This is a genomic window from Burkholderia crassaminum (genome assembly GCF_964265005.1).
In the GTDB taxonomy this organism is placed as follows: Bacteria; Pseudomonadota; Gammaproteobacteria; order Burkholderiales; family Burkholderiaceae; genus Burkholderia.
In genome coordinates, this window is record NZ_OZ183801.1 from 674758 (window position 1) to 699768 (window position 25011).

Here is a 25011-nt window from a genome sequence, read left to right on the forward strand (position 1 = left end):
CACCGGGTCCGGCAATTGGAGATTCACATGACAAATCGACGCGAAGTGCCAGGCATCAGGAAGTACGACGGGCCCGCCGGCGGTTGGGGCGCGCTTCGCGCGACAGCCGACGCGGTGCGCACCCAGATGGAAACCATCGAGGCGCCGATCGTGCTGATGCGGACCAACCAGCCCGACGGCTTCGACTGCCCCGGCTGCGCATGGCCCGACAAGGAACACAAGTCGACGTTCCAGTTCTGCGAGAACGGCGCGAAGGCCGTCACGTGGGAAGCGACGACCAAGCGCGTGACGCCCGAGTTCTTCGCGGCGAACACCGTGTCGTCGCTGCTGCGCATGTCGGACTACGAACTGGAGAACATGGGCCGGCTCACGCATCCGCTCGTCTACGATCGCGCGACCGACACGTTCCGCGAGATCACATGGGACGACGCGTTCGCGCGCATCGGCGAAGTGCTGCGCGCGCTGCCGCCCGAGCAGGTCGAGTTCTATACGTCGGGCCGCGCATCGAACGAAGCCGCGTACCTGTACCAGCTGTTCGCGCGCGAGCTCGGCACCAACAACTTCCCCGACTGCTCGAACATGTGCCACGAGCCGACCAGCGTCGGCCTGCCGCAGTCGATCGGCATCGGCAAGGGCACCGTGTCGCTGGAGGATTTCGACAAGTGCGAGCTGATCATCTCGATCGGCCACAACCCCGGCACGAACCACCCGCGGATGATGGGCACGCTGCACGAGTGCTCGCGCCGCAACGTGCCGATCATCGTGTTCAACCCGCTGCGCGAGCGCGCGCTCGAACGCTTCGCGGATCCGCAGGACATGATCGAGATGGCGTCGTTCGGCTCGACGCGGATCGCATCGACGTACTACCAGGTCGACGCCGGCGGCGACGCGGCCGCGCTGAAGGGCATCATGAAGGCGCTGCTGCAGCTCGAAGCCGAACGCGGCAACGTGCTCGACCGCGACTTCATCGCGCAGCATACCGACGGCTTCGATGCGTTCTCGGCCGACCTGGAAGCCACGTCGTGGAACGATATCGAGCGCGCGAGCGGGCTCAGCCAGGCACAGCTCGAACAGGTCGCGCTCGCCTACGCGAAGTCGAACGCGACGATCATCACGTACGGGATGGGCGTCACGCAGCACAACAAGGGCACGGCAACCGTGCGCCTGATCGCCGACCTGCTGCTGATGCGCGGCAACATCGGCAAGCCCGGCGCCGGCGTCTGCCCGCTGCGCGGCCATTCGAACGTGCAGGGCAACCGTACGGTCGGCATCACCGAGAAGCCGTCGGCCGAGTTCCTGAAGAAGATCGAGGACGTGTGCGGCTTCACGCCGCCCGCGCATCACGGGCACGACGCCGTGCAGGCGATGCAGGCGATGATCGACGGCACCGCGAAGGCGCTGCTGTGCCTCGGCGGCAACTTCGCGGTCGCGCTGCCCGATCCCGAGCAGTCGTTCCCGGCGATGGCGAAGCTCGACCTGAGCGTGCATCTCGGCACGAAGCTGAACCGCTCGCACCTGCTGGTCGCGAAGGAAACCTTCGTCCTGCCCGTGCTCGGCCGCACCGAGCTCGACATGCAGGAAAGCGGCCGGCAGTCGATCACCGTCGAGGATTCGATGTCGATGGTCCATGCGTCGGCCGGCAAGCTCAAGCCGGCGTCGGACCAGCTGCGCTCGGAGCCTGCGATCGTCGCGGGGATCGCGCATGCGACGCTGCCGACGAGCAAGGTCGCGTGGCTCGACCTGATCGCCGACTACGACCGCATCCGCGACCTGATCGACCGTACGGTGTCCGGCTTCGAGGCGTTCAACGAGCGCATCCGCACGCCGGGCGGCTTCCGGCTGCCGCTGCCGCCCACCGAGCGCGTGTGGCCGACGCCGACCGGCAAGGCGATGTTCTCGGTCTACAAGGGCGTGAAGGAAGATGCCGACGTGCTCGGCGGCGAGCAGGTGTTGCGGCTCATCACGCTGCGCAGCCACGACCAGTACAACACGACGATCTACGGGCTCGACGATCGTTATCGCGGCGTGTTCGGGCGGCGCGACGTGCTGTTCATGAACCCAGCCGATCTCACGAAGTACGGGCTCGAACACGGCGACCTCGTCGACATCGAGACGATCACCGCATCGGGTCGCACGCTGCGTCTCGAGAAGATCACCGCGATCGAGTACGACATCGCACCGGGTTCGGTCGGCGCGTACTACCCGGAAGCGAACGTGCTCGTGCCGCTCGACTACATCGACAAGGAAAGCGGTACGCCGTCGTACAAGTCGGTGCCGGTGCATGTCGCGCGGTCAGCGGTAGTCTGATCCAGCGGCGGGCGCGCGCGGGCGCGGCTCGATGTACCCCGCGCGTCTGCCGCCGGCGCGCGACGCCGCGCCGCGTGCGGCTCGGCCGCGTCCGCACGCGACGTGGCCGGCTGTCGCCTATTGCGCCTGATGCACGTCGTTCGTATTCCTCACCTTGCCGAGCAACAGAACGACCAGCAGTGCCGTCACGGCTGCCGCAGCCGCCAGCACGAACAGTTGAAACCCGAACGCACTCTCGTACGCGCGCAGCAGCGCCGCGCGCGCCGTCTCGGGCACGCCGGCCATCGCGTTGCTCAGATCGCTCAAGGCGAGCCGGTTCGCGACCTCCACGAGACGGCCGCCGGGCGCGAGTCCCGGCACGCCGTCGCGCGCGGACGCCGCCAGCGCCGTGCCGATCCGCGCCGACAGCATCACGCTCACCGCCGCGAGCGCCAGCCCGTCTCCCGCCAGACGCACCGCGTTGAAGATGCCGGCCGCCATGCCGGCCCGCTCCTTCGCCACCACGCTCACCGCAAGACCGTCCATCAGCCCCCAGGGCAGGCCGATCCCCGTACCGATCACCAGCATCGCGAGCAGCCGGCCGTCATGGGCGCGGTCGTGGATGCTGACGCCGAGCCACGCCAGGCCGGCCGCCGCGATGACGAGCCCGATCCCGGACAGCACGCCGACGTTGATCCAGCGAGCGAGCTGCCCGGCCAGGAACGGCACCACCAGCAGCGGCGCCGACAGCGCAATCATCATCCGGCCGGCCTCCAGCGCGCCGTGGCCCTCCATGCCGATGAACCGCGCAGGCAGCACGATGAGCAGGACGACGTAGGTATAGGCCGGCGCCACCGCCAGCACCTGCACACCGACGAACCGCACGTTCGCGAACAGCGACAGGTCGAGCAGCGGCTTGTCGCGCCGCCGCTCGACGAACACGAACGTGCCCAGCAGCACGACGGCGCCCGCGAGCGCGGACAGGACCGATGCATCGCCCCAGCCCTTCTCCGGCACGAGCACGATGCCGTAGGTGAACACCGCCAGGCCGGCGGTGAAGGTGAGCGCGCCGGGCCAGTCCAGGCCCGTGGCATCGGGGTCGCGCGATTCGCTCGCGAACAGCGCGACCATGACCGACACCAGCGCGGCGATCGCCGCCGGCAGCAGGAATACCCATTGCCAGCCCACGCTGTCGATCAGCACGCCGGCCACGAACGGCCCGAACGCCGCGCCCGCGCCGAAGGTCGTGCCGATCAGGCTGAACACGCGCGTGCGGGCATGGCCGTCGAACGCCTGGGTCAGCGCCGCCATCGCGCCGGCGAACGCCGCCGCCGCGCCCAGCCCCTGGATCAGCCGCAGGATGTCGAGCCACAGCACCGACGGCATGAACGGAATGGCCGCCGTGACCAGCGCAAACACCAGCATGCCGCCCAGCCAGCTCCGCTTGCGTCCGTAGGTATCCGCCAGGCTCCCCGCCGCCGGCGTGGCACTGCCGTAGGTGACGAGGTACGCGTTGATGATCCAGGTCAGCTCGGCCGTGCTGCCGCCCAGCGCATGATTGATCGACGGGACGGCAACCGCGGGGCCGGCGATGCTCAACGGAATGACCGCCGCCGTCAGGCAGCCGGTCAGGATCAACGGCACGCGGCGGGTGGCGACATGCGTCGCGGCGGCCGTCGTGGCGGGGGTAGTCGTGGTCGTCATCGGACGCGCTCCTGCAAGTCACGGGGACCATCCGCGCCCGCCCGGCATCTGGAATCGCGCGGCGGCAGTTGCGTGATGGCGCTGGCGATTGATTCTATCGAGGAACCAGTCGCCGATAATCCACGCTCATTTCAGGACTAAGATGACGGATCTGTCATGAATCGGAGTATCGAATGGACAGCCTCAACGGCATGACCGTCTTCGTGCAGGTGGCCGACACGCGCAGCTTCGCGACGGCCGGGCGCCAGCTCGGCATTTCGGCGTCGGCGGTCAGCAAGGCCATCGCGCGGCTGGAGGAAAAGCTCGGCGTCCGGCTGTTCCAGCGCAGCACCCGAAGCGTCAGCGTGACGGCGGAAGGCGCGCTGTTCCTCGATCGCTGCCGCCGGATCCTCGCCGAAGTCGCTGCCGCGGAGAACGAACTGGCCAGTACGCACGCAAGCCCGCAAGGGCGCCTGCGCGTGAGCCTGCCGCTCGTCAGCGGACTGATGCTGCCCGTGCTGTCCGCCTTCGCCGAACGCCATCCGAAAATCGAACTCGACCTGGATTTCAGCGACCGTCTGGTGGACGTGGTCGACGAGGGTTTCGATGCGGTGGTGCGGACCGGCGAGCTGAGCGATTCCCGGCTGCAGAGCCGGCGCCTGGGCGCGAGCCGCTTCCTGTGTGTCGGCTCGCCCGGGTATTTCCGGCGGCATGCGCCCCCTGCCGCGCCGGAGGAACTCGCGCAGCACGCGTGCCTGCTGCACCGCTTCCCGACCACCGGCCTGCTGGAGAAATGGCCGTTGCACCGGCAGCCCGGCGACCCCGGCGTCCTGCCGCCGGCCAGCATGACCAGCAACCATGTCGAGACCCTGCTGCACATGGCCATCGACGGCCACGGGATCGCGTGCCTGCCGGATTTCGCGGTGCAGCGCGCCATCGACGACGGCACGCTGACGACGGTGCTCGACGCATGGACGAACGCGTCGAGCACGTTCTGGGTGTTGTGGCCGTCCAATCGCCAACTGCTGCCCAGGGTACGGGCATTCGTCGACTTCATGGCCGGGCACCTGTTTCCCGCGACGTCGTGACCGCAGCGAACGTCTGGCCGGATGCGGGCCGAACGCCTCGTCCGGCTACTTCGCCGCGACCGCCTGGATCTCGACCAGCAGCGACGGCACGACCAGGCCGCTGACGATCACGACGGTCGACGCGCTTGCGTGGCCGCCCAGCCGCCGCTCGCGCACCGTGCGATAGAGCGGCACCAGATCGGGACGGGTCAGGAAACCGTCCACCTTGACCAGATCCGAAGCCGCCATGCCCGCATCGGCCAGCACGGCGAACAGGTTGTCCCAGGCGATTTCCATCTGCCGCTCCGGGTCTTCCGGCACGCTGCCGTCGGGCGCGATCCCGACCTGGCCGGAGATGTGCAGCCAGCGCGCCTCGACCGGTGCCGAGACGCCATGACTGTAACGGGACAACGGCACGGCGACGCCGGCCGGTTGATGCAGTTGAAGGGGCATGCTCCTGCTCCGCAATCGATTTGTCGGGCTCGCGTCGGCCGGGTACTGGCGTCGGCGGAAAGAGGTGCGATCCGGTCGTGTGTGGCAGTACGCGCGGCTGAATCGATGCGTATCCCGCGCGTCCGGCCGGACCGGCCGATGCACTCTACTCCATCGGCGGTTTCCCCATCTCGTCACGATCGACCGGCGCATTGCCTTTCGGAGCAGGAGCAGGAGCAGGAGCGGGAGCGGGAGCGGGAGCGGGAGCGGGAGCGGGAGCAGGAGCAGGAGCAGGAGCAGGAGCGGGAGCGGGAGCAGGAGCAGGAGCAGGAGCGGGAGCAGGAGCGGGAGCCGGAGCGGGAGCCGGAGCCGGAGCCGGAGCCCCGGAGTCAGAGTCAGAGTCAGAGTCAGAGCCGGTGCCGGTGCCAGAGCCAGAGCCGGGGCCGCGACGCTGCGACCACACGGAATGCCGACCTCCGCCATGCCCGCGCCCTCGACAGCGCAGCGCAAGAGACGCCACCGTGGCCGCCTCGCGCGCGTCGGGGCATGCCCCGTTCAGCGCACCGCCGTCGGCGGCATCGTCGCGCCCGTCTGCCGGCGCCGATACGCGCTGTCGCGCTTCGCGAGCCAGTAGTACAGCGGCGACGTCAGCGCGAGCCCCACGAGCCACGACAAGTCCGCGCCGCCGAGATGCGCGGGAATCGGGCCCGCATACATCGGCGTGTTCATGAACGGAATCTGCACGAGGATGCCGATCGCATACGCGAGCAGCGCCTGCGGATTGAAGCGGCCGTAGATCCCGCCATCGACCATGAAGATCGACTTGATGTCGTACTTGCCCTTGTGGATCACGTAGAAGTCGATCAGGTTGATCGCGGTCCACGGCACCAGCACGACGAGCAGCGCGAGCACGAGATCGACGAGGTTGCCGACGAAGTTCGTCGACGCGCCGATCGCCGCGTAACAGCAACCAACGAAGATCACGACCGACACCACCGCACGCGCCTTCGCGGTCGGAATCCACTTGTACGCGAAGGTCTGCACCGACGTGATCACCGCGAGCACCGCACCGTACAGGTTCAGCGCGTTGTGGCTGATCACGCTCAGCAGGAACAGCACGAGCATCAGCGGGCCGAGCGGGCCCGTCGCCTGCTTGACGGCATCCATCGTGTCCGCGCCGGCCGGCACCGCGAGCACCGCGACCGCGCCGAAGATGAACGCGAGCGTCGAGCCGATTGTGCAGCCGAGATAGGTCGCCCAGAACGTCGACGCCACGCCGACGTTTTCCGGCAGATAGCGCGAATAGTCCGACACGTACGGCGCGAACGCGATCTGCCACAACGCCGACAGCGACACCGTCGCGAGCCAGCCCGCGAAGCTGAAGCCGCCGCGCGTCAGGAAATCGTCGGTCGTCACGTGCGTCAGGATCATCCAGAAGCCGACCATGATCCCGATACCGAGCACCCACGTGCCGATCCGGTTCAGGATGTGGATGAACCGGTAGCCGACGATGCCGATCAGCCCCGAACCCACCGCGCCGATCACGATGCCGACGGGCACCGGCACCGACGACGCGATGCCGTGCACCGACTTGCCGGCGAGCACGATGTTCGACGCGAAGAAGCCGACGTACATCACGGCCGCGATCACCGTGACGAGCAGCGCGCCCCACGAACCGAACTGCGCGCGGCTCTGGATCATCTGCGGGATGCCCATCTGCGGCCCTTGCGCGGAATGCAGCGCCATCAGCACGCCGCCGACCGCCTGGCCGACGACGATCGCGACGATGCCCCACATCAGGTTCAGGTGGAACATCTGCACGCCGAGCGCGCCGGTCACGATCGGCAGCGGCGCGATGTTGCCGCCGAACCAGAGCGTGAACAGGTCGCGCACCTTGCCGTGGCGCTCCGCGGGCGGCACGTAGCCGATCGTGTGCTTCTCTATCATCGGGGACGCATTGCGGTCCACGTTCGTCATGGTGATGTCTCCTGTCCTGCGCGGCGATGCGCGCGTGCCGTGTCAGCCGGCGCGCGTCGGGGTGCGCGCCTGCAATCGGGTCCGGATACGCGAACGACGACGCACCGCGTGCACGGGCGGCGGTGTCGCACGAAGCGGACGATGCGCTTGGCGGGGACGGATGATCTATCCCGCCGGCGCATGCGCGGCCGCGTCGTGAACTTCGTGATCCAGGTTGGAGACGATGGTGCGCCACGTGCCTCGCGGCCGGAAAATACTAAAAATATTTCCGGGACATACGAAAAAGCTCTGCAGCGGAACCTCCGGCACCGAGGGGCTTTCAGGTAAGGTGCTACCCAAAACCATGGACAGATTGCGCCCGCGGCAGCACGCCGGGGCCGTGCATCAGAGGTGCGTGTGGCTCACTACACTTTGCGGCAACTGAAATACTTCGTGACGACGGTGGAATCCGGCAGCGTCGCCGAGGCATCGCGCCAGCTCTTCATCGCGCAGCCGTCGATCTCCAGCGCGATCAAGGGGCTGGAAGAAAGCTTCGGCGTGAAGCTGTTCATCCGCCATCACGCGCAGGGCGTGTCGCTGACGCCGAGCGGCACGCGCTTCTACCGGAAAGCGCAGGAGTTGCTGCGCATCTCGCACGAATTCGAACAGAACGCGCTCGCCGACAACGACGTGATCACCGGGCAGATCGACATCGGCTGCTTCGAGACGGTCGCGCCGCTCTACCTGCCGCAACTGATCGCGGGTTTTCGCGAGCGCTACCCGGGCGTAAACATCCGGCTGCGCGACGGCGACCAGCAGGAACTCGTGCAGGGCCTGACGTCCGGCACGTTCGATCTCGCGCTCATGTACGACCACGACCTCGACGGCACGATCGAGACCGAGCCGCTGATGCCGCCGCAGCAGCCGTACGTGCTGCTGCCGGAGAACCACCGGTTCGCGGGCCAGGCGCACGTGTCGTTGCGCGACCTCTGCGTCGAGCCGATGATCCTGCTCGACGTGCAGCCGAGCCGCACGTATTTCGTCAGCCTCTTTCACGAACTCGGGCTGACGCCGAACATCGTGTTCGGGTCGCCTTCGATCGAGATGGTGCGCGGGATGGTCGGCCAGGGGTTCGGTTTCTCGCTGCTCGTCACGCGCCCGCATTCCGAATACACGTACGACGGCCAGCGGGTCGTGACGATCGGCCTCAGCGAAACGGTGAGCCCGTCGGGGCTCGTGAGCGCGCGGTTGAAGCGCGGTCAACTCACGAAGCAGGCGCAGTCGTTCGTCGATTTCTGCCGCGAGCGGCTCGCGCAGATCGTCGCGGAAACGGCGCGATAACAAGCGCAAACACGCACGCACCGCGCGAGGCAGTGCGTGCGTGTCGGCGGTGACGGTTTCAGGCGGCCGACGAAAGATGCGCGGCCAGCCGGCCCAGCATCGCGTCGCAGCCGTGCAGCTGGTCGAGCGTGACGAACTCGTCGGGCTTGTGCCCCTGGTCCATGCTGCCGGGCCCGCACACCACGGTCGGAATGCCGGCCTGCCCGAACAGCCCGCCCTCGGTGCCGAATGCAACCGTGCCGAATGCGTCGGAACCACTCAGCATCGCGAGCAGGCGTGCGGCTTCGCTGTCCGGCGCGGTGGCCAGCCCCGGATACGCGCCCAGCGGCTGCAATCGAATGTCGGTATCGGGCTGCACCGCACGCATCTTCGGCAACAGTTCGGATTCCGCATAGTCCTGCAGCTTCCTCGGCACGTCGTGCGCATCGAAATCCGGCAGCGCACGCACCTCGAAATCGAACTCGCATTCGGCCGGCACGATGTTCAGCGCGCGGCCGCCCTTGATCAGCCCGGTCTGCACGGTCGAGAACGGCGGATCGAAACGGCCGTCGTGCCGTTCGGGCCGCGCGAGCGCCGCGCCGATCTCGCCGAGCCGGCCGATCAGCTTCGCCGCATAGTCGATCGCGTTGACGCCCGACGGCGCGTACGCCGAGTGGCACGCGGCCCCCTTCACGTGGCAGCGCATCGCGAGCTTGCCCTTGTGGCCGAGCACCGGCTTCAGTTCGGTCGGCTCGCCGATCAGGCACAGGCGCGGCCGGTGCTCGCGCGCGGCGAGTGCGTCGAGCATCGGCCGCACGCCGAGGCAGCCGACTTCCTCGTCGTACGAGAACGCGAGATGCACGGGCACGCTCAGCGGCCGGGCGACGAACGCCGGCACGGCCGCGAGCACCGACGCGATGAAGCCCTTCATGTCGGCCGTGCCGCGGCCGTACAGGCGGCCGTCGCGCTCGGTCAGCCGGAACGGCTCGACCGTCCACGCTTGCCCGTCGACCGGCACCACGTCGGTATGGCCCGACAGCGCGATGCCGCCGCGATCGCGCGGCCCGATCGTCGCGTACAGGCTCGCCTTCGTCTGTTCCGCGTTGTAGAACAGTTCGCTCTCGACGCCGAAGCCCGCGAGATAGTCGCGGATGAAACCGATCATCTCGAGGTTCGAATCGCGGCTGACCGTCGCGAAACCGATCAGCCGTTCGAGCAACGCGCGGCTCGACGTGTCATTCATCGCCGGGCACTCCGTAGCTCGGCGCGGCGGTCGGGTTCAGCGCGCGCGTCTGGTAGTCCTGCATCTGCGGCCGATACGCACGCCACAGCGCATCGAGTTGCCCGACCGGATCGACATCGGCCCAGTCGACGCGCAGGTCGACGATCGGCCAGGTCACGTCGCCGGCCACCTTCAGCGCGGCCGAATGCACCGGCCCCGCCTCGCCGCCGGCCGCCATCGCCGCGTGCATCGCGGCCAGCAGGCGATCGGCGAGCAGGCCGGGCGCCTGTTCGAAGGCGCGCGCCATCGCGTCGATCACGGCCGGCGAAGCCAGCAGGTTGCCGGCCGCCACACACTGTTCGCCGCGCACCGCGTGATGCGTGCCGAGCGCTTCCTTGCCGGTGAAGCACGCCGTCTGCCCCTGCCCGTCGATCACCGTGACCTGCCGGTACTGGCTCCAGCCGTTCGCGCTGAGCGCGCGGTCGAGCGCCGCGGCGGGCGCGAGCTGCTCGTGCTCGATCAGGTCGAGGATCTGCGGGCCGAGCGCCGGCAGCGTGATGTTCTGCGTCGCGACGGCACCGACGCCCGCGCGCACCCACGGGCAGCGCGCGCCCACCGCGATGCTCGACGAGCTGATCGCGATGCCGAGCTGGCCCGTCTCCGGGCAGCGCCCGACGATGGAGAAAGTCATGTCGCCTCCTATGCGCGGTTCGGCTGCCAGTTGTCCGGGATCACGGCGATCACGTCGATTTCCATCAGCCACTGCGGCTGGCCGAGCGCGGACACGACGAGCCCCGTCGAGATCGGATACACGCCCTTCAGCCACTTGCCGACTTCCTGGTACACGGGCTCGCGATAACGCGGGTCGATCAGGTAGGTCGTCGTCTTCACGATGTGCGTGAGGTCGCTGCCGGCTTCTTCGAGTAACTGAGTGACGTTCTTCATTGCCTGCTCGGCCTGTGCGCGCGCGTCGCCGAGGCCGATCAGGTTGCCGTCGAAATCGGTGCCGACCTGGCCGCGCACATAGACGGTGTTGCCGGCCCGCACGGCCTGGCACAGGTCGTTGTCGAGCGTCTGGTTCGGGTAGGTATCCTTCGTGTTGAACATGCGGATACGGGTATGGGTGGGTTGGCTCATCGAAATCCTTTGGTCGTCAATGGTCGCGCCGCCGCACCGGATGCGAACGCGGTGCAGCAGGCAGGCAGCATGGGTCCGGTCAGTTCACCGCGTCGGCAAGCGGCTGCGCGTCGGCGTGCGACGCGGCGCCGCCCTGCTCCGTGCGCGATCCCGAGCGGCGCTGCGACGCGTCGTGGTATTCGAGGTAGGTGCGCTGCGTCACGATGTGATCGGCGATGTGCCGCGCGTCGTGCCACACGCCCCAGATGAAGCTGGAGCCGCGTCGCGACAGCCACGGCAGCCCGAGGAAATAGATGCCCGGCTCCTTCGACACGCCGCGCTGGTGCTGCGGCTTGCCGTTCTCGGCGAACGCGTCGACCTTCAGCCAGCCGTAGTCGACCGCATAGCCCGTCGCCCAGACGATCGACGTGACGCCCGCGCCGGCGAGGTCGAGCGCGAGGATCGGGTGCGCGACGCAGTCGGGGTTCGGCAGGATGCGGCGGGCTTCGGGTTCTTCCGGCAGGTCGAGGCCGTTGCGCGCCGCGTAGACGTCGGCCGCGTCGAGCAGCGACAGGTAGTTCTCGTCGCCGCGTGCGAGATTGATCGCGAGATCGCGTTCGAATGTGGCCACGCCGCCGTCGAACGACTTGGTCAGCCCGACGAGCGTCACGCCCTGGTTCGCGAGCTTGCGGAAATCGACCGTATGGCCGCCGCGCGCGCCGCTCACCGCGATCGTCACGTGTTCGCGGCCGGGCGTTGCGACTTCCTTGTCCCATTCGCCGAGCACGCCGAGCCACCAGCAGAAGTCGCGGCCGCGATACGCGCGCGGCGGGCGATCGTGCGGGCCGACCGACAGGTACACCTGCCGGCCCGCGCGCTGCAGCTCGTCGGCGATCTGCACGCCTGACGAACCCGCGCCGACCACCAGCACCGCGCCGTCCGGAAGCTGGCCCGGGTTGCGATAGTCGGCGGAATGGAGCTGCACGAGACGCGCGTCGTCCGGCGCGATCGGCGGAATGATCGGGCGCTGGAACGGCCCCGTCGCGACGACCACGCGGTTCGCCTCGATCGTGCCGTCGGACGTCTCGACGACGAAACCCGGCTTGCCCGTATTGCGCACGACCCGTTTCACCTCGACGCCGGTGCGAATCGGCGCGTCGAACTTGCGCGCATACGCTTCGAAGTAGTCCGCGACCTGGTCTTTCGACGCGAACGCGTCGGGATCGAGGCCGTCGAATTCGAGCCCCGGGAAGCGGTCGTGCCACGCGGGGCCGTTCGCGACCAGCGAATCCCAGCGCCCCGTGCGCCAGCGTTCGGCGATGCGGCTGCGCTCCAGTACGAGATGCGGCACGCCCAGCTTGCCCAGATGCTCGCTCATGGCCACGCCGGCCTGACCGGCGCCGACGACGAGCGTATCGATTGAGGTTGTTTCGACTGCCACGGCTGTCTCCTTCTGAAGTGCGGCTCAGTGCGACGTGCGTGCTGTCGCGTGAGCTGGAATGGAGACATTCTGCTGACACCCCGCTTGCGGCGAAATGATGATTTTTGTTGGTGTTGATGAGCAAAAAGCTGGGGGGCGCGGGCGGTGACCGGCACCGGACGACGAGCCCGTGTTGCACCGGCGCCCGCCGGATGGCGGGCGTCGGCTTCGACCGGTCGCGCCGGCTACGCGTGCGCCCATGGGCCGGCGCCCTGCCGATACTCGATCACGCCGCCGTTGATCCGCACCCGCAGGTTGCCGTCCGGCAACGGCACCCAGTTCTGCATGTCGAGGCTCAGCATCAGCGCGGCGAAGAAATCACGCAGTTGTTGCGACTGGCTGGCCTGCCAGAGATCGATGCGCCCGAGGCAGGTACGCAGGTCGCCGCTCTGCTGCATGATCGTCTCGACCTGCCCGGCCACGTTCGCCGACGGGTCGTACACCTGCGTGCCGTCGGCGCTGACGATCGACAGATGGATCGCGCGCACCGACGCCGGCTGGCCCGGCACCTGCTCGACGAGCGCGATGCAGCTCGTCATCGCGCCGAAATCGATTTCCGTCGCATCTCCCCAGATGCGCTCGCCAACCGCCAGCGGCGCGGGACCTTGTACGTTCTGAATGTCGTAGGGCATGGGCTCCTCACTTGACTCGATGGGACTGCCGGTGACGGGAACGACGCGTGTCCGGGAAAACGGACACGCGTCGTTCCCGTCGCTCACATCCCGCATCGAGCCTGACGGCCCCGCGGGTCGTGTCGATGGATTCCTCGTCGCTGCGCGCGCGGTCGCACGCTACGGGCCCTTCTTGTCCAGCAGCGACTGGTACCTCTGCAGGCTCTCGTCGATCTTGTCGAGCGCGACGCTCGCGGCCTCCCCTTCGATCGCCTCCGCGGCACCCGCGACGATCGCCGCGGTCGCGACGAACAGGTCCGTCAACAGCAGGCCCACCGCATCCATCGCCATCCCACCCACGTTCTCGTCGATGGTCTTCTGCGCCAGATCCTTCATCAGCACGCTCTTGCCCGCGATCGCCAGCGACGTCGTCGCCTCGAAGTAGTTGGCCGCCGCCTGCGCAACCATCCCGCCCGCCTGCGTGATCATCATGTTCGGGCCGACGGCGATCTGCGTCGTCGCGTAGGACGCAGCCTCCGCGTTGATCGCCTGCACGGTCTGCAGCGCCGGGCCGCCGGCTCCGGCCGGACCGGCGACCTGGTTCGGTGCCTTCAGCGCATCGGTGAGCCTGCGCAGCCGGTTGACCGGCCACGCGCGTGCGCCTGCCTTCGACGCCACGACGTGCGGCGCGACCTCGGCGGGCGTCGTGGCGTCGGCCGGCGTGGTTGCGCCTGCTGCTGCGGACGCGCCATCGTGCGGCGCCTGCGGCGCACCGTCGCCGCGTCCGCCCAAAAGGCCTTTCATGTTCATGGTTCAGGTATCCCGAGAGTCGACTAATGCGTGGAACCCGTCTGCGGCCCGGCCGCCGGGGCTTGCGCCGCGCCGCCCGATGCCGGCTTCGGCGACGCTTCGACGGACAGGATCATGGCCACCGCCTTCGACACGACGGCGTTCGAAATCTGGTTCAGCGCCGCCTGCTGCTGCGTCATGTTCTGCGCTGAGATGCCGACGGCCTGGCTGAACATCTGGTAGAGCGTGCCCAGCGCCTGGGCCGGGGATCCCGCGACGACGTTGACATTGGTCTGCGTCACCGCGTCGGTAACCTGCTCATTGACTTTGTCTGCCACGAGGCCTCCTCGGATCTCGGCTCCGGCATGCGATTGAAGGAACGGCGGGCCGGCAGGCCATCGACGCCGCGCATGCCGTTAGGAACGCTGCATGCCCGCGTTCGTGAACGCGCTCATGCGAGTTCCTCGCGCAATTTCTTGCGCAGCAACTCGACGCGCTTTCTGGCCAGTGGCTCGTTGATCCCGAGCGTCGCCGCGATGTGCAGATAGGGCCGGTCCTCCTCGAACTTCAGCGTGAACAGCATCTGCTGCTGCGACGGGAGCGTGGACAGCACCTGCTCGAGACGCAGCAGCTGTTGCCGGAGCAGCAGTTGCTGCTCCACCGACGGCGCGTGGCCAGCCAGCTCGGCCGTGTGATCGTCGTCCCAGCCCGAGTCGAATTCGAGCATGCCGCTTTCGCGCAGACGACGGCGCGCGCCATCGAGGAACGCGTGGTTCAGCGCCAGAAAGAGAAAGCCGGCCAGGTTCCGGACGCGCTCGGGCGAACGTTGCAGGTAGATGTGGACCTTGAGCGCGGTATCGGAGAGCAGTTCGTCGGCACGGTGAATATCGCCCTTGCACAACAGGCGCGCGCGGCGCCGCAATTTCGCCTGCATTTCCCGCCACGTGTGATCGAGCTGCTGCGCCGGTGACTCAGGCGTCGAAACAGCGTGCTGGTTCGAGGTTGTCATCCCGTGCCTTCCTTTTTCATGGAAAACACAGAATCGATTCGATGCCGAGAATGACGCTGTTACCCGCGTAACACCGTTATCAAGATAATCGGCCCCTGTAAATTTTCTTGATTATTATTAACGGAAACTTTAATTCCCTCGCCTCTCCTCATCCGTCGATTCGGGCGCGCCGTCGAGCGTGAAGAATGGCATTTCGATGAAAAATAGCGACTGCCGCCGCGATGCGCTTACGCCGGCACGCTGCTGTCGATGTCGGTCGACCAAATGTCCCTGGCGCCGAAGCAAAGCCATACCGGGACCACTTTCCCATTATCTGGTTATTTCCATCATTCATTTTTCACGCAATGCCAAAGGCAACGTTTTTCGCTAGGTGGCCGCATCGTCAAACAACCTTGCACGGAAAACATGCCTGCCCTCGTCAACGGTCGAACGCTGTGCAATATACCGATACTCGCCGATCTTCCGGAAAGCCTGCTCGCTCACATCGAGCGGCATCTCTCGCCCTGGCCCGAACACGGCAATCGGCTGCTGTTCTTCAAGGGCGATCCGGGCGATTTCGTCGCCTTCGTGCACTGCGGCCGCGTCTACAAGACGCTGCACGAACCCGGCGGACGCGAACTCATTCTCGGCCACTCGTTGCCGGGCGAACTCATCGGCGAAAACACGCTGGTTCGCGCCCACCGGCGCAGCTTCACCGCGCAGCTGAGCCCGGACTGCCGCGTGTCGCTGCTGCATCGCCAGTACTTCGCGCCGCTGCTGGCCAATGCGGATTTCATGGAGCGCATCCACGAGCAGCTGTGCCGGCACGTCCATCAGTTGAGCGACTTCATCGAATCGGCGTGCCTGTACCGGCTCGAAGCAAGGCTTGCGCGCCATCTGCTGAACCGCATGCAAGGGAACGATCTCGAGGTGCGGCTACCGGAGAACCAGAGCATTCTCGCTGCGATGCTCAACGTCAGCCGGCCGCGACTGAACAGCAGCCTGCAGAAGATGCAGCGCGACGGCCTGATCCGGCTTCACGAGCACGGCGTGACGATCGAGAAACCGGAGCAGCTCCGGACCATCGTCAACGCCAATTGACGCGTCAGGCGCGTGCGCCGTGACGCGCCGTGGCGGCAGGAGGTCGCGCGCGCCGGGTTGCGCGGCGCGCGGCGAAGATCAGCCGCGCCAGTGGCCGATGGCGTTCATCAACTGCGCGACGGCGGTCAGTTGCGACGCAAAGTTGTCGTTCGCCGAGCGCGCCGCGGCGGCCACCGCCACCGGCGAGCCGGCGTAGAGCTGCATGATGCCGACGGTCGTGGCGGCGAGGTTGGACATCGCCTGATTCGCCTGCATCTGCACCGCGTTGTGAAGCAGGATCGCGGACGCATGGCTGTTCGACTGCATGAGCGTGCCCAAGGCCACGGCGGGCGCTTCGCCCACCACCTTGACGTTGGCTTGCGTGACCGCATCGGTCACCGCGGCGGAAACCTGTTCCGGCATGTCGTTGCTCCTGGTTTGCCCGCCGCTGCGATGCAGTCACGGCGAACGCATGAATGGGTCGGTCGGCGACGTGCGCCGGGCGGCAGCATCGGTACGCGCGAGTGCTCGCCATCGCGAGCGTCGGCATGACGACAGGCGCCGGGCGGCAGCCACGAGAATCGGGGCCGCCGCCCGGCGTCGACGCCGGGTTACGCGTCAGACAAGCGCCTTGCCGAGCGCGAGCACATCGGCCAGCACGGACAGCACGCCGTTCGAGCCGATTTCCGTCGCGGCGGCGCCGGCGCTCGCCGGCCCGAGCGTGTAGAGCTGCATCGTGCCCACGTTCGTCGAGGTCGGCAGCTGTACCGCGGCCTGCGACTGCTGCTGCACGGCGTTCTCGAACAGCACGCTGAGCGAATGGCTCTGGGCCTGGTACAGCGAGCCCGTCGCCATCGCGGGCGCTTCGCCCACCACCTTGACGTTGGTCTGCGTGACGGCGTCGGTGATCGCGGCATTGACCGCGCACGTCTTGCAGTTGCAGGGGTCTTTCGGATCCTTCTTGTCCGTCGGGTCGGTTGTATCATTTGCCATCGTATTTCTCCTGGTTTGCGAACGGGCGCCGCATCGAATCGGCTCTACCCGTTCTGTCGTTTGCTCCGGAACACCGCGCGGCACCGCTGTTCAGGCGCCGGCGGCCGTGCTGCGGATCGGCGGCGCGGCGGCGGTATCGGCGGCCCCTGCCGCTTGCGCCGCCGCTCAACCACGGCGTTGCGACCGCGCCTTACGGGCGCATCGCCTTCCCGATCGCGATCACGTCGGCCAGAATGGAGATGATCCCGTTCGCGCCGATTTCCGTGGCGGCCGCCCCCGCGCTTTCCGGCCCGATCGTGTAGAGCTGCATCGTCCCCACGTTCGTCGACGTCTGCGACTGGATCGCGGCCTGCGACTGCTGCTGCACCGCGTTCTCGAACAGGATGCTGAGCGAATGGCTCTGGGCCTGGTACAGCGAGCCCATCGCCATTGCCGGCGCCTCGGCGACCACCTTGACGTTGACCTGCGTGACGGCATCGGTAATCGCAGGATTGACCTGGCACACCTGACACGTATCACCCATTTTTTGCTCCTTGATTCACGTAGTTGAGAGGTCGCACATCGAGGCCGGCCGGTTTTGCGTTCAGCTGCCGGACCTCGGCCGCCTGACTTCAACCGCATGCCCCGTGTGCTACTCCATGGACGCTGGCCCGGGGGTATCGTGAACAGAAGTGGGGGCGGTGGCGGTAGCGGCCGGTTCGTGCAGTTCGGCCGGTCGGGCGTCGATGCGTTGCAGCCGCTCGTCTATCTCGTCGAACCGCACGGCGAGCCGTTCGGCGAGCGAATCGACGTGCTGCCGGAAGCAGGCGTCGATTTCCTGCCGGATGAGGCCCGTCAGCTGTTCGCCGATCATCGCCAGCGCCTCGCGGGTGCTGTCCTGGATGTCGGCCGCACCGGATGCCGGTGCGTCACCCGGCGGCTCGTGCGCGTCGAGTACGCCGGACACCTTTTGCTGTTCCGACGCCAGCATGCCGAGGGTCGTCTCGTTCTGCGCGTCGATCGTCTGCAGGATGCCGCGCATCTTCTCGTACGCCTTCTGCTGGTTGAGCTGCAGAAAATGCTTGACCTGCTCGCGCGCCTCCTGCCGGGTTTTCAAGCGCGGCAATGGCGGGTTCGCGGCGCTCGCCTGCGTGGCCGTGCCGGCGGCCGGCGCCGGCTCGGTTCCGTGACGACTCGGCAGCCGCTCGAGCAGCGCCCGTTCCTCACCCGGCTCGAGGGGCCGTCCCAATCGCTTCTCCGCGAACTGCCGCAGCAAGGGGTCGAGTGCGTCGTTGCTCATGGCTCACGCCTCCTCGATGGCCGCCCACGGCGCCGGTGCGTGCGGTTCGGGTGCGGATGGACGCAGCGCCGGGGCGCCTCGGCCTGCGTACTGCAATGGATATCGCATGGTGTTCTCCGGGAAATGGACAGGCGGCGGCCCTGCCGGAAATTTCGGCAGGACCGCTGCAGGGACGAACCGTGCGAGGGGTCTGTGAAGTCGGTCTTCGCCGTGCGTCGCGCCTACGCCGGCGGGTTCACGTTACGGAAACGCGGGCCGTAAAACACCGGCATCGGCCGGCATCTCGTCGTTGTAGAGCACCCAGCCGTACGTCCCGGCCGGGTTGCCGAACACGGCGTCGAGCGTGTAGAACAGCGCGCCCTGCTTGTCGTTCATCAGGCTCGGCGATTTGGCGAACGCGCCCACCTTGCGGTCGTAGTACGCGTATTCGTAGCCGGTGGCGCCCGCGCTGGTCTGGCCGCCGATGAGTTTCGGCACCTTGTAGGCGAACCACGTATCGACGGGTTGATTCTGTTCGTCGCGCGCTGAAATGCTCATGGTGTTCCCCGTTGCATCTGGTCGCCGCGGGTGCGGCAAGCGGCGCCCGTACGAAGGCGCGCCGTTCCTCTCGTGGACACGCTCGTTGCCCGGAGCCGGCGCGAACGCCGCTGCTCGCGCGACGTAACTCGACGCAACACGACGCACGATGCGGCAATGCGCGGGCACGAAGCTGCCCCGCGCAGGCCGGCTGATACCGTTGCGCTCCATTCACTCGCCGCCGGGCGCGTGGTCTTTTTTATTGGAATTGACCTACGCCTCGATCATGTTCCGTCGAATGTGATCTCCGATATATTTTTGTCATCCTAAGTAATTTGGCCGTTTTTATTTCGTAAGCGGTTTTTCAGCGATACCTCTGCGAGTGCGGCTCGATCGCTCAGTGCGTAGAACGCCAGCATGCTGACGAGCATCGAGAACGCGACGCCGCTCGTATCCCAACGCAGCCCCAGGCCGACCGCCAATCCCTTGATCGCGGTCATGCCGAGTGCCATGACGAGCAACATCCCCGCAAATTCAAGCGCGACCCGAACCGGAACCCGAACCAGCACGCGTACCGCGCTGCGTCGATGCCTGTCCTGGCGGTCGGCCTCCCGCAGGATCAACAGCGCCAGCATGGCCAGCATCGACATCGGAAACCATTGGAGATGGAGCACGAGCGTGCTCCACATCGCGCCGGCATCGAGCGTTCCACCGCAGATGTCGAGAATGGCCTCGAGGGGCGCCCGCATCGCATCGAGCGTCAACCCCGCGCAGATGGCGGCCATGCACCACAGCATCGACCGGCGCGCACACCTGCCCGGCGCTCCGCTTTTCGTCGCATAACCCGCCATACCGCAGGCAAGCGCACCGATGCCGCTCCATATCCAGCTGGAAGGAGCGCCATGCAGCCTGGTCGGCAAGTCGCAGGCCAGGTAACCGAGAATCGCGAACGCCATCGCGCCGCGCACGCGTTCGGGCATCGAAAGCATGGCCGTTCGCACAGGGCCGATGCCGGTGCCCACGCATGCGCGGATCGCGTCCGTCACCGTTGCCGGACGCCTGGCCGGGTCGGCCGGCGGTGCAGTCGGAGCAGTCATGGCCGTTCAGGCGGGATCTCGCATGACCGCATACCACGAGCACACCACACCGGCCGGCGCGACACCACCGTTGCCGCTCGCATGCGGAACCGTGCGGACGATCGAACCGGTCAGCGCCGGACGCTGATCGATGCCATTGGGCCAGGGCGCGCTCACGTACCCGACATAGTCGTAGACCCACTCCTCGCCGTTGACCACGCCGCGCCCCTGGAAGCGCACGGTGCCGGGATTCCCGTAGCTGATCCAGCCGTTGAGCTGCAGCGCCCATCCCGGGCCGAAAATGCGCCCCTTGAAAATGCCCGCCGGTGCCTGCGCGATCTCGATCGTGCCGAGGCCGAATTCAAGGTCGTTGAACGAGGTGGCCGGGTCGGGATCGTTCAGGAAACTGCGATAGGTCCACTGGCCTACCAGGCTGCCGGTTTCGGGTGTGTAGCTCATGCCTGCCTCTCCCCTTCATGTCCGCGTTGTCGAAGTGCCGAGGTGAACCGGCGCCAGGCGATGGCGCCGGTTCGTCACGCGCCGTGGTTACCGGACCTCGAGCCGGAACAGTTTCGGAGCAGCTTGCGGAGCCGCACCGGCGACGGCTTGCGAAGCGGGCGGTGAAGCCGGTTGCGTCTGCAGGCGTACGCCCTCACGCGTATGGACCTCGACCTCGTACTGGGCATCCTCCACCGCACTTTCAGTGAACTGGTTCAGCGGAAAGAACGCCCTCACTTCGACGTGCGTCTGGCAGTTCGCGCAGGACTGCACGCTCCAGCGGCTCAGCACGGCGTGCGTGCCGAGCAACTGCCGCTCGCCGTCCACGTTGACGTACGCGGAAACCAGGAACGACCCGGCAATCGGCGCACGATTCAGCCCGGTCACGCGCACGACCTTGCTGCTGTTGCCGGCCGGCACGGTCGTCGCCGCCAGCGAAAGCTTCGGCAGGCTTTCCAGCGAACCGGGGCCGTACGTGTAGCCGAGCTGTTCCTCGATGTTGATGCAGTCGAGCGACGTATAGGCGCGCTCCTTGCCGTTCTCACTCTTCTTGAACGGATCGAGCGGCGATTCGAGCGTGAGCCAGGAGTTGGGCACCGTGCCCGGCGTCGGCCCCTGCGCGTCGACGGAGTTGGTGCCCGGATACTCGGCGATGAGGTCGAGGTGCTGCGTGAAGCCATGGCGCTTCTGCCACAGCCAGAACACGCGATCGATGAAGCAGTGGTGGAAATAGAAGATCGGGTCGAGGCCCGCCGTGTCGTTTTCGCCCATGTCACCGTTGGCGCCCGGAATCGGCGAGCGGTCGTACTTGTTCGGACCGTAAGGCACGTCGAACCCGCCGACCGCAAGGTGAATCTTGTTGTGTGGCTCCTCGAGCGAGACGACAGGGATCGCGCCTTCCGGAACATTGTCGTTCCACTGGGCCGCGGAAGACGTGTTGGAAAACAACGTGTAGTTCGGCGCGTCCAGGCACTGCTCGAACATGCGCTTCACGTTGGTCGGCACCACCTCGCCCTTCACGACGATGTACGACGTGAGCCAGTCCACGATGTTCCGGTTCAGCAACATGACGTTCTGGGTGGCGTCGGGGAACTTGTCGTTGTGCGCCTTGGTGGCGGCCCGGTCCTCGGGGGTACCCACGAGCCCCGATAGCGGGTAGCGAACCGTGACGTAAGTCAGCGGCTTGCTGTAGTTCGGATCGTCGCCGTTGATGTGGTCGGTGATCGCCCGGTTGAACGTGAAGGAGGCCAGCGGGTTCGGAATCTTTACGCCGTCGAGCTCGAAATCCGGGTCGGTCAGCGCCCACGGAATGCCTTTCGTCAGTGACTCTTCGCTGGTTTCGTCCCAGAACGGCAGCATCACCTGCTCGCAACCGGGGATGCTCTGCAGCGCCTGTTCCAGCCGCACCAGGTAGGCACGGTGCCAGGTGGGGAACAGCACGTTGCCGTGGTTGCAATAACCGCCCCAGTAAGACGCCGAACCCCAGCCGGCGCCGCGGAACGGTTCGCCGTGGAAGCCGCCGATCATGAAGAACGAGTTCGGATCGTCGGGCGGCAATTCCTTGATGCCTTTCCACGCGCGCATCACGTCTTCCAGCGGCTTTTTGTTGCCTTTCCGATATTCGACTTGCAACGATTCGATCGACGGACGAACTCTGACTCCAGATGCGTTAGTCATGATGTATCCAGCCTCCTTCGTGGGTAGCGTTACGGTTTTGCCGCCAGGTTTTGAACGTAAACGGGTAATTAATAAATCAGCGAAACTCGCTTTCAATAGAATTATTTTTATTCAAATATCGCCTGGCATTTTGAAAGCATTAATCAGCGGGCCATAGGCAGGCCCGCGTGGTCGCCTGATCGCCTCCATGAGTGGCGTGGACACGCGCAACAGGCGTAGCCCGCCCTCTGGAAAGGGGCTGCGCCTTCAGATCGCAGGGATGCCGTGGTGAATCGATGCCGATTCGGCAGGCACGAATGCCTGGCAAAGTAGCCGAGATACCCCGATAGCGTTTTATCCTGATTTGGTATGAGTAAATAAAGCAGATGGAATTGGTTTTCGCAAGGCAAAGGCGAGCGAAATTATCAAAAAAATGCGGAATCTGAAGTGGCGATTGGCCCGTTTAATTTTCATGAATAATCCAAGCCATTTACGACGAGATCGTAAAAAACCGACACCGGATAATCACGGGTGCGTAACGGCGTTTATTCATGCAATCGGCCGACGGGTACCTTACGGTCGTCGGCTGTCGCGTGTGCGGGTCAAGGCTCGCGGAGGGCAATTCCGGCCATTCCGCGCGCCCCCTGCGGCCCCTGTCTCCGACAATTCTTGACTGTCACCACAGCGCCGAACTGGTAGGATGCCGGTCGCGTCGGTATGGACGGCAGCCAAAGGGCGTTCAACCGTCCCTTTTTATGCCCACAAGCGGCCAACCCCGCCGTCCCGCCCAGGCGACACGGTGCCCGACCGCACCCCAGCCCCCGTCGAACCCCGCAACACCCCGGCGTCGCCTCACGCGACCCGTTGCAGCAACCGTTGGAGTGGCGCCGCGCGCGCCAGCAAGCATGAAGAACTCGAAGCCGCCCACCCGCCCCCCGCGCGAGAAAGACCGCACGCCGCTGGTGCGTGCCGGCGCGCTGCTGCTGATGGCCGGCCTGCTGTACCTGCTGTGGCCGTCGGCCGAAACCGCCTGCCTCGCGATGGAGTCGGTCATCCGCTGACGCGGCACGTCCGTCCCCGCACTACGCTATACTCGCGCCATGGAAACCCAACCCGCCTCGCCGAACGTGCATTGCTGGTGGCGCGCCTGACCCAGGCGGCCCGTTTCCTTTTGCATGACCCGAACGTGATGCCGCCAGCCATGGCGGCATTTGCGTTTCTGCGCAGACGTCATGGCCGGCGGCTTCGATAACCCGGAGCAACGACCAACATGACCACCCGACCGACCATCCTCACCGGCGACCGCACGACCGGCCCGCTGCACCTCGGCCACTACATCGGCTCGCTGCGCGCGCGCGTGCAGATGCAGCACGAAGCGAAGCAGTTCCTGCTGCTCGCCGACACGCAGGCGCTGACCGACAACATGGGCCGCCGCCAGCGCGTCACCGAGAACGTGATCGAAGTCGCGCTCGACTATCTCGCCGTCGGCATCGATCCGGCGATCTCGACGATCGTCGTGCAGTCGCAGGTGCCCGAGCTCGCCGAGCTGTCGCAATACCTGCTCAACCTCGTCACGGTCGCGCGCCTCGAACGCAATCCGACCATCAAGGAAGAGATCCGCCTGCGCGGCTTCGAGCGAGACATCCCGGCCGGCTTCCTGACCTACCCGGTGAGCCAGGCGGCCGACATCACCGCGTTCAAGGCAACGCACGTGCCGGTCGGCGACGACCAGTTGCCGATGATCGAGCAGACCAACGAACTCGTGCGCCGCTTCAACGCGACGGTCGACAAGCAAGTGCTGGTCGAATGCGAGGCCGTGCTGTCGGCGGTCACGCGGCTGCCGGGGATCGACGGCAAGGCGAAGATGAGCAAATCGCTCGGCAACGCGATCACGCTCGGCTCGACGCCGGACGAGATCACGCAGGCCGTGAAGGACATGTACACGGACCCGAACCACCTGCGCGTGAGCGATCCCGGCCAGGTCGAGGGCAACGTCGTGTTCACGTTCCTCGACGCGTTCGAGCCCGATGTGCAGAAGGTCGACGAGCTGAAGGCGCACTACCGCCGCGGCGGGCTCGGCGACAGCGTCGTCAAGCGCGTGCTGAACGAGCGGCTGCAAGCGCTGATCGAGCCGATCCGTGCGCGCCGCCGCGAATTCGAGGCCGACAAGGCCGAAGTGATGGCGATCCTGAAGCGCGGCACGATGCACGCGCGGGACGTGGCCGGCGCGACGCTCGCCGAGGTGAAGGGCGCGATGGGGTTGAACTACTTCGATTGAGCGGCGCAGGCAGCAAGTGCGTGAATGCGCGCCGCGCGCCGGACGGTATCGGGCCGGCGCGTGGCGGTCACTGCGTCACGTGCGCGAGCGGGCGGCGCGACAACCGCACCGCGTCACGATGCGTGCGCCGGCACGGACGCGTGGCACACGGCCTCGACGCGATTGCCGGCCGGGTCGACGAGAAACGCACCGTAGTAGTCGCCGTGGTAATGCGGCCGCAAGCCGGGCTCACCGTCGGATTGCCCGCCCGTCGACAGGCCGGCCTCGAAAAACGCATCCACCTGCGCGCGGCTCGCGGCCTTGAAGCACCAGTGCCGCTTGCTCATACCAACTTCAGCGGGGTCCAGGTAGACCGCCAGACAGGTCGATGCGGTGTCGTTGGCATTGCAGCGTTCGCCGTAGCCCAGCGCAGTTCCCCGGTCATAGACCTTGGATGCGCCCAGCGCGGCCATGATGGCATCGTAGAACGGGCGTGCCACGTCGACATCCGGCACGCTGATTGACACGTGATCAAGCAGTTGCATTGCATCTACTCCGTTGAAGGGCACACGAGTCTACCTGAGCGCGGCCTTTCGCATCGAAGTCACCCCTGCCGCTTGTGGGCGATACGTGAACGCCCGACAGCGTCACATGCGATGCCGTTCACGCCGGCAGCGGGCCGGCCCTTAGTCCACTCCGCCGATGC

The 25011-nt window shown here is 66.7% G+C and carries 25 protein-coding genes and 1 pseudogene; 6 read left to right on the plus strand and 20 right to left on the minus strand.

All coding sequences use genetic code 11. The features are described from left to right. Positions 1–27 precede the first annotated feature (27 nt). Positions 28–2307 carry an FdhF/YdeP family oxidoreductase gene (locus ACPTTF_RS36260; protein ID WP_423372341.1) on the plus strand — a complete coding sequence of 760 codons (2280 nt, stop codon included), beginning with the start codon at positions 28–30 and terminating at the stop codon, positions 2305–2307. 117 nt (positions 2308–2424) lie between these two features. Here the strand turns inward: ACPTTF_RS36260 and ACPTTF_RS36265 are convergent, their stop codons facing one another. Beyond that, positions 2425–3990, minus strand: a complete 1566-nt coding sequence (locus ACPTTF_RS36265; RefSeq protein WP_423372342.1) for an MFS transporter — start codon at positions 3988–3990, stop codon at positions 2425–2427. Positions 3991–4163: 173 nt separating this feature from the next. Here ACPTTF_RS36265 and ACPTTF_RS36270 point away from each other — a divergent pair, with 173 nt between their 5' ends. Then, positions 4164–5057, plus strand: coding sequence for a LysR family transcriptional regulator (locus tag ACPTTF_RS36270; protein WP_423372343.1), 894 nt, complete (start codon positions 4164–4166; stop codon positions 5055–5057). A 45-nt stretch (positions 5058–5102) separates the two neighbouring features. Here ACPTTF_RS36270 and ACPTTF_RS36275 read toward each other — a convergent pair whose 3' ends face one another. Together ACPTTF_RS36275 and ACPTTF_RS36280 are read right to left on the minus strand one after the other, a co-directional pair. Next, positions 5103–5489 carry a RidA family protein gene (locus tag ACPTTF_RS36275; RefSeq protein ID WP_166959580.1) on the minus strand — a complete coding sequence of 129 codons (387 nt, stop codon included), beginning with the start codon at positions 5487–5489 and terminating at the stop codon, positions 5103–5105. Positions 5490–6023: 534 nt separating this feature from the next. Next, positions 6024–7445: a purine-cytosine permease family protein gene (locus tag ACPTTF_RS36280; RefSeq protein ID WP_423372344.1), complete on the minus strand. Its 1422-nt coding sequence runs from the start codon at positions 7443–7445 to the stop codon at positions 6024–6026. Positions 7446–7841: 396 nt separating this feature from the next. On the opposite strand from ACPTTF_RS36280, the gene ACPTTF_RS36285 reads away from it, so the two are divergent. After that, a complete protein-coding gene (locus ACPTTF_RS36285; protein ID WP_166959574.1) occupies positions 7842–8765 on the plus strand; it encodes a LysR substrate-binding domain-containing protein in 924 nt (307 codons plus the stop codon). 58 nt (positions 8766–8823) lie between these two features. Here ACPTTF_RS36285 and argE read toward each other — a convergent pair whose 3' ends face one another. The 8 genes from argE to ACPTTF_RS36325 form a co-directional block, all read right to left on the minus strand. Further along, on the minus strand, positions 8824–9987 hold the full coding sequence (argE, locus tag ACPTTF_RS36290) for an acetylornithine deacetylase (protein WP_423372345.1): 1164 nt from the start codon (positions 9985–9987) through the stop codon (positions 8824–8826). Next, the gene (locus ACPTTF_RS36295; protein WP_423372346.1) at positions 9980–10657 is read right to left on the minus strand and encodes a DUF1028 domain-containing protein; all 678 of its coding nucleotides are present in this window, start codon (positions 10655–10657) and stop codon (positions 9980–9982) included. Before ACPTTF_RS36295 ends, argE begins: the two co-directional genes overlap by 8 nt. A gap of 8 nt (positions 10658–10665) precedes the next feature. Then, a complete protein-coding gene (locus ACPTTF_RS36300; protein WP_166959565.1) occupies positions 10666–11103 on the minus strand; it encodes a RidA family protein in 438 nt (145 codons plus the stop codon). Positions 11104–11182: 79 nt separating this feature from the next. Next, positions 11183–12523: a flavin-containing monooxygenase gene (locus ACPTTF_RS36305; protein WP_423372347.1), complete on the minus strand. Its 1341-nt coding sequence runs from the start codon at positions 12521–12523 to the stop codon at positions 11183–11185. A 224-nt stretch (positions 12524–12747) separates the two neighbouring features. Continuing rightward, on the minus strand, positions 12748–13194 hold the full coding sequence (locus ACPTTF_RS36310; protein ID WP_166959561.1) for a hypothetical protein: 447 nt from the start codon (positions 13192–13194) through the stop codon (positions 12748–12750). Positions 13195–13353: 159 nt separating this feature from the next. After that, positions 13354–13983 (minus strand): hypothetical protein, encoded by a 630-nt coding sequence (locus ACPTTF_RS36315; RefSeq protein WP_423372348.1) that lies wholly within the window; start codon positions 13981–13983, stop codon positions 13354–13356. A gap of 23 nt (positions 13984–14006) precedes the next feature. Next, entirely contained in the window at positions 14007–14300 is a 294-nt protein-coding gene (locus ACPTTF_RS36320; protein WP_166959557.1) for a RebB family R body protein, read from the minus strand. A 113-nt stretch (positions 14301–14413) separates the two neighbouring features. Next, positions 14414–14971, minus strand: coding sequence for an RNA polymerase sigma factor (locus tag ACPTTF_RS36325; RefSeq protein ID WP_423372349.1), 558 nt, complete (start codon positions 14969–14971; stop codon positions 14414–14416). Between the two features lie 249 nt (positions 14972–15220). Between ACPTTF_RS36325 and ACPTTF_RS36330 the strand changes: the two genes are divergently transcribed. Next, positions 15221–16051: a Crp/Fnr family transcriptional regulator gene (locus ACPTTF_RS36330; protein WP_423372350.1), complete on the plus strand. Its 831-nt coding sequence runs from the start codon at positions 15221–15223 to the stop codon at positions 16049–16051. 78 nt (positions 16052–16129) lie between these two features. Here the strand turns inward: ACPTTF_RS36330 and ACPTTF_RS36335 are convergent, their stop codons facing one another. From ACPTTF_RS36335 to ACPTTF_RS36370, 8 genes and pseudogenes are all read right to left on the minus strand, one after another. Then, entirely contained in the window at positions 16130–16453 is a 324-nt protein-coding gene (locus ACPTTF_RS36335) for a RebB family R body protein (protein WP_060060907.1), read from the minus strand. A 195-nt stretch (positions 16454–16648) separates the two neighbouring features. Then, on the minus strand, positions 16649–17023 hold the full coding sequence (locus ACPTTF_RS36340) for a RebB family R body protein (RefSeq protein ID WP_423372351.1): 375 nt from the start codon (positions 17021–17023) through the stop codon (positions 16649–16651). Between the two features lie 190 nt (positions 17024–17213). Further along, complete coding sequence (locus ACPTTF_RS36345; RefSeq protein ID WP_021157934.1) at positions 17214–17546, minus strand: RebB family R body protein; 333 nt, start codon at positions 17544–17546, stop codon at positions 17214–17216. A 108-nt stretch (positions 17547–17654) separates the two neighbouring features. After that, positions 17655–18302, minus strand: a complete 648-nt coding sequence (locus tag ACPTTF_RS36350; RefSeq protein WP_423372352.1) for a hypothetical protein — start codon at positions 18300–18302, stop codon at positions 17655–17657. 267 nt (positions 18303–18569) lie between these two features. Continuing rightward, positions 18570–18839 (minus strand): annotated as a pseudogene (locus tag ACPTTF_RS36355) (deoxyribonuclease II family protein); the annotation flags it as partial. 305 nt (positions 18840–19144) lie between these two features. Then, positions 19145–19915 (minus strand): hypothetical protein, encoded by a 771-nt coding sequence (locus ACPTTF_RS36360; protein ID WP_423372353.1) that lies wholly within the window; start codon positions 19913–19915, stop codon positions 19145–19147. 6 nt (positions 19916–19921) lie between these two features. After that, the gene (locus ACPTTF_RS36365) at positions 19922–20353 is read right to left on the minus strand and encodes a hypothetical protein (RefSeq protein WP_423372354.1); all 432 of its coding nucleotides are present in this window, start codon (positions 20351–20353) and stop codon (positions 19922–19924) included. Between the two features lie 87 nt (positions 20354–20440). Beyond that, entirely contained in the window at positions 20441–22069 is a 1629-nt protein-coding gene (locus ACPTTF_RS36370) for a tyrosinase family protein (protein ID WP_423372623.1), read from the minus strand. Between the two features lie 884 nt (positions 22070–22953). Here ACPTTF_RS36370 and ACPTTF_RS36375 point away from each other — a divergent pair. Continuing rightward, positions 22954–23109, plus strand: coding sequence for a hypothetical protein (locus tag ACPTTF_RS36375; protein ID WP_166959535.1), 156 nt, complete (start codon positions 22954–22956; stop codon positions 23107–23109). Between the two features lie 209 nt (positions 23110–23318). Next, positions 23319–24326: a tryptophan--tRNA ligase gene (gene trpS / locus ACPTTF_RS36380; protein WP_423372356.1), complete on the plus strand. Its 1008-nt coding sequence runs from the start codon at positions 23319–23321 to the stop codon at positions 24324–24326. 113 nt (positions 24327–24439) lie between these two features. Here the strand turns inward: trpS and ACPTTF_RS36385 are convergent, their stop codons facing one another. After that, a complete protein-coding gene (locus tag ACPTTF_RS36385) occupies positions 24440–24850 on the minus strand; it encodes a VOC family protein (protein WP_423372357.1) in 411 nt (136 codons plus the stop codon). Positions 24851–25011 lie beyond the last annotated feature (161 nt).

Bases quoted from the DNA above. Each gene is read 5' to 3' on its own strand.
- ACPTTF_RS36340 (WP_423372351.1), bottom strand. From the start codon at position 17,023: ATGGCAAATGATACAACCGACCCGACGGACAAGAAGGATCCGAAAGAC.
- ACPTTF_RS36365 (WP_423372354.1), bottom strand. From the start codon at position 20,353: ATGAGCTACACACCCGAAACCGGCAGCCTGGTAGGCCAGTGGACCTAT.
- ACPTTF_RS36360 (WP_423372353.1), bottom strand. From the start codon at position 19,915: ATGACTGCTCCGACTGCACCGCCGGCCGACCCGGCCAGGCGTCCGGCA.
- ACPTTF_RS36265 (WP_423372342.1), bottom strand. From the start codon at position 3,990: ATGACGACCACGACTACCCCCGCCACGACGGCCGCCGCGACGCATGTC.
- ACPTTF_RS36280 (WP_423372344.1), bottom strand. From the start codon at position 7,445: ATGACGAACGTGGACCGCAATGCGTCCCCGATGATAGAGAAGCACACG.
- ACPTTF_RS36335 (WP_060060907.1), bottom strand. From the start codon at position 16,453: ATGCCGGAACAGGTTTCCGCCGCGGTGACCGATGCGGTCACGCAAGCC.
- ACPTTF_RS36370 (WP_423372623.1), bottom strand. From the start codon at position 22,069: ATGACTAACGCATCTGGAGTCAGAGTTCGTCCGTCGATCGAATCGTTG.
- ACPTTF_RS36375 (WP_166959535.1), top strand. From the start codon at position 22,954: ATGAAGAACTCGAAGCCGCCCACCCGCCCCCCGCGCGAGAAAGACCGC.
- ACPTTF_RS36275 (WP_166959580.1), bottom strand. From the start codon at position 5,489: ATGCCCCTTCAACTGCATCAACCGGCCGGCGTCGCCGTGCCGTTGTCC.
- ACPTTF_RS36325 (WP_423372349.1), bottom strand. From the start codon at position 14,971: ATGACAACCTCGAACCAGCACGCTGTTTCGACGCCTGAGTCACCGGCG.
- ACPTTF_RS36300 (WP_166959565.1), bottom strand. From the start codon at position 11,103: ATGAGCCAACCCACCCATACCCGTATCCGCATGTTCAACACGAAGGAT.
- ACPTTF_RS36270 (WP_423372343.1), top strand. From the start codon at position 4,164: ATGGACAGCCTCAACGGCATGACCGTCTTCGTGCAGGTGGCCGACACG.
- trpS (WP_423372356.1), top strand. From the start codon at position 23,319: ATGACCACCCGACCGACCATCCTCACCGGCGACCGCACGACCGGCCCG.
- ACPTTF_RS36345 (WP_021157934.1), bottom strand. From the start codon at position 17,546: ATGGGTGATACGTGTCAGGTGTGCCAGGTCAATCCTGCGATTACCGAT.
- ACPTTF_RS36385 (WP_423372357.1), bottom strand. From the start codon at position 24,850: ATGCAACTGCTTGATCACGTGTCAATCAGCGTGCCGGATGTCGACGTG.
- ACPTTF_RS36350 (WP_423372352.1), bottom strand. From the start codon at position 18,302: ATGAGCAACGACGCACTCGACCCCTTGCTGCGGCAGTTCGCGGAGAAG.
- argE (WP_423372345.1), bottom strand. From the start codon at position 9,987: ATGAATGACACGTCGAGCCGCGCGTTGCTCGAACGGCTGATCGGTTTC.
- ACPTTF_RS36330 (WP_423372350.1), top strand. From the start codon at position 15,221: ATGTCGGTCGACCAAATGTCCCTGGCGCCGAAGCAAAGCCATACCGGG.
- ACPTTF_RS36260 (WP_423372341.1), top strand. From the start codon at position 28: ATGACAAATCGACGCGAAGTGCCAGGCATCAGGAAGTACGACGGGCCC.
- ACPTTF_RS36310 (WP_166959561.1), bottom strand. From the start codon at position 13,194: ATGCCCTACGACATTCAGAACGTACAAGGTCCCGCGCCGCTGGCGGTT.
- ACPTTF_RS36295 (WP_423372346.1), bottom strand. From the start codon at position 10,657: ATGACTTTCTCCATCGTCGGGCGCTGCCCGGAGACGGGCCAGCTCGGC.
- ACPTTF_RS36315 (WP_423372348.1), bottom strand. From the start codon at position 13,983: ATGAACATGAAAGGCCTTTTGGGCGGACGCGGCGACGGTGCGCCGCAG.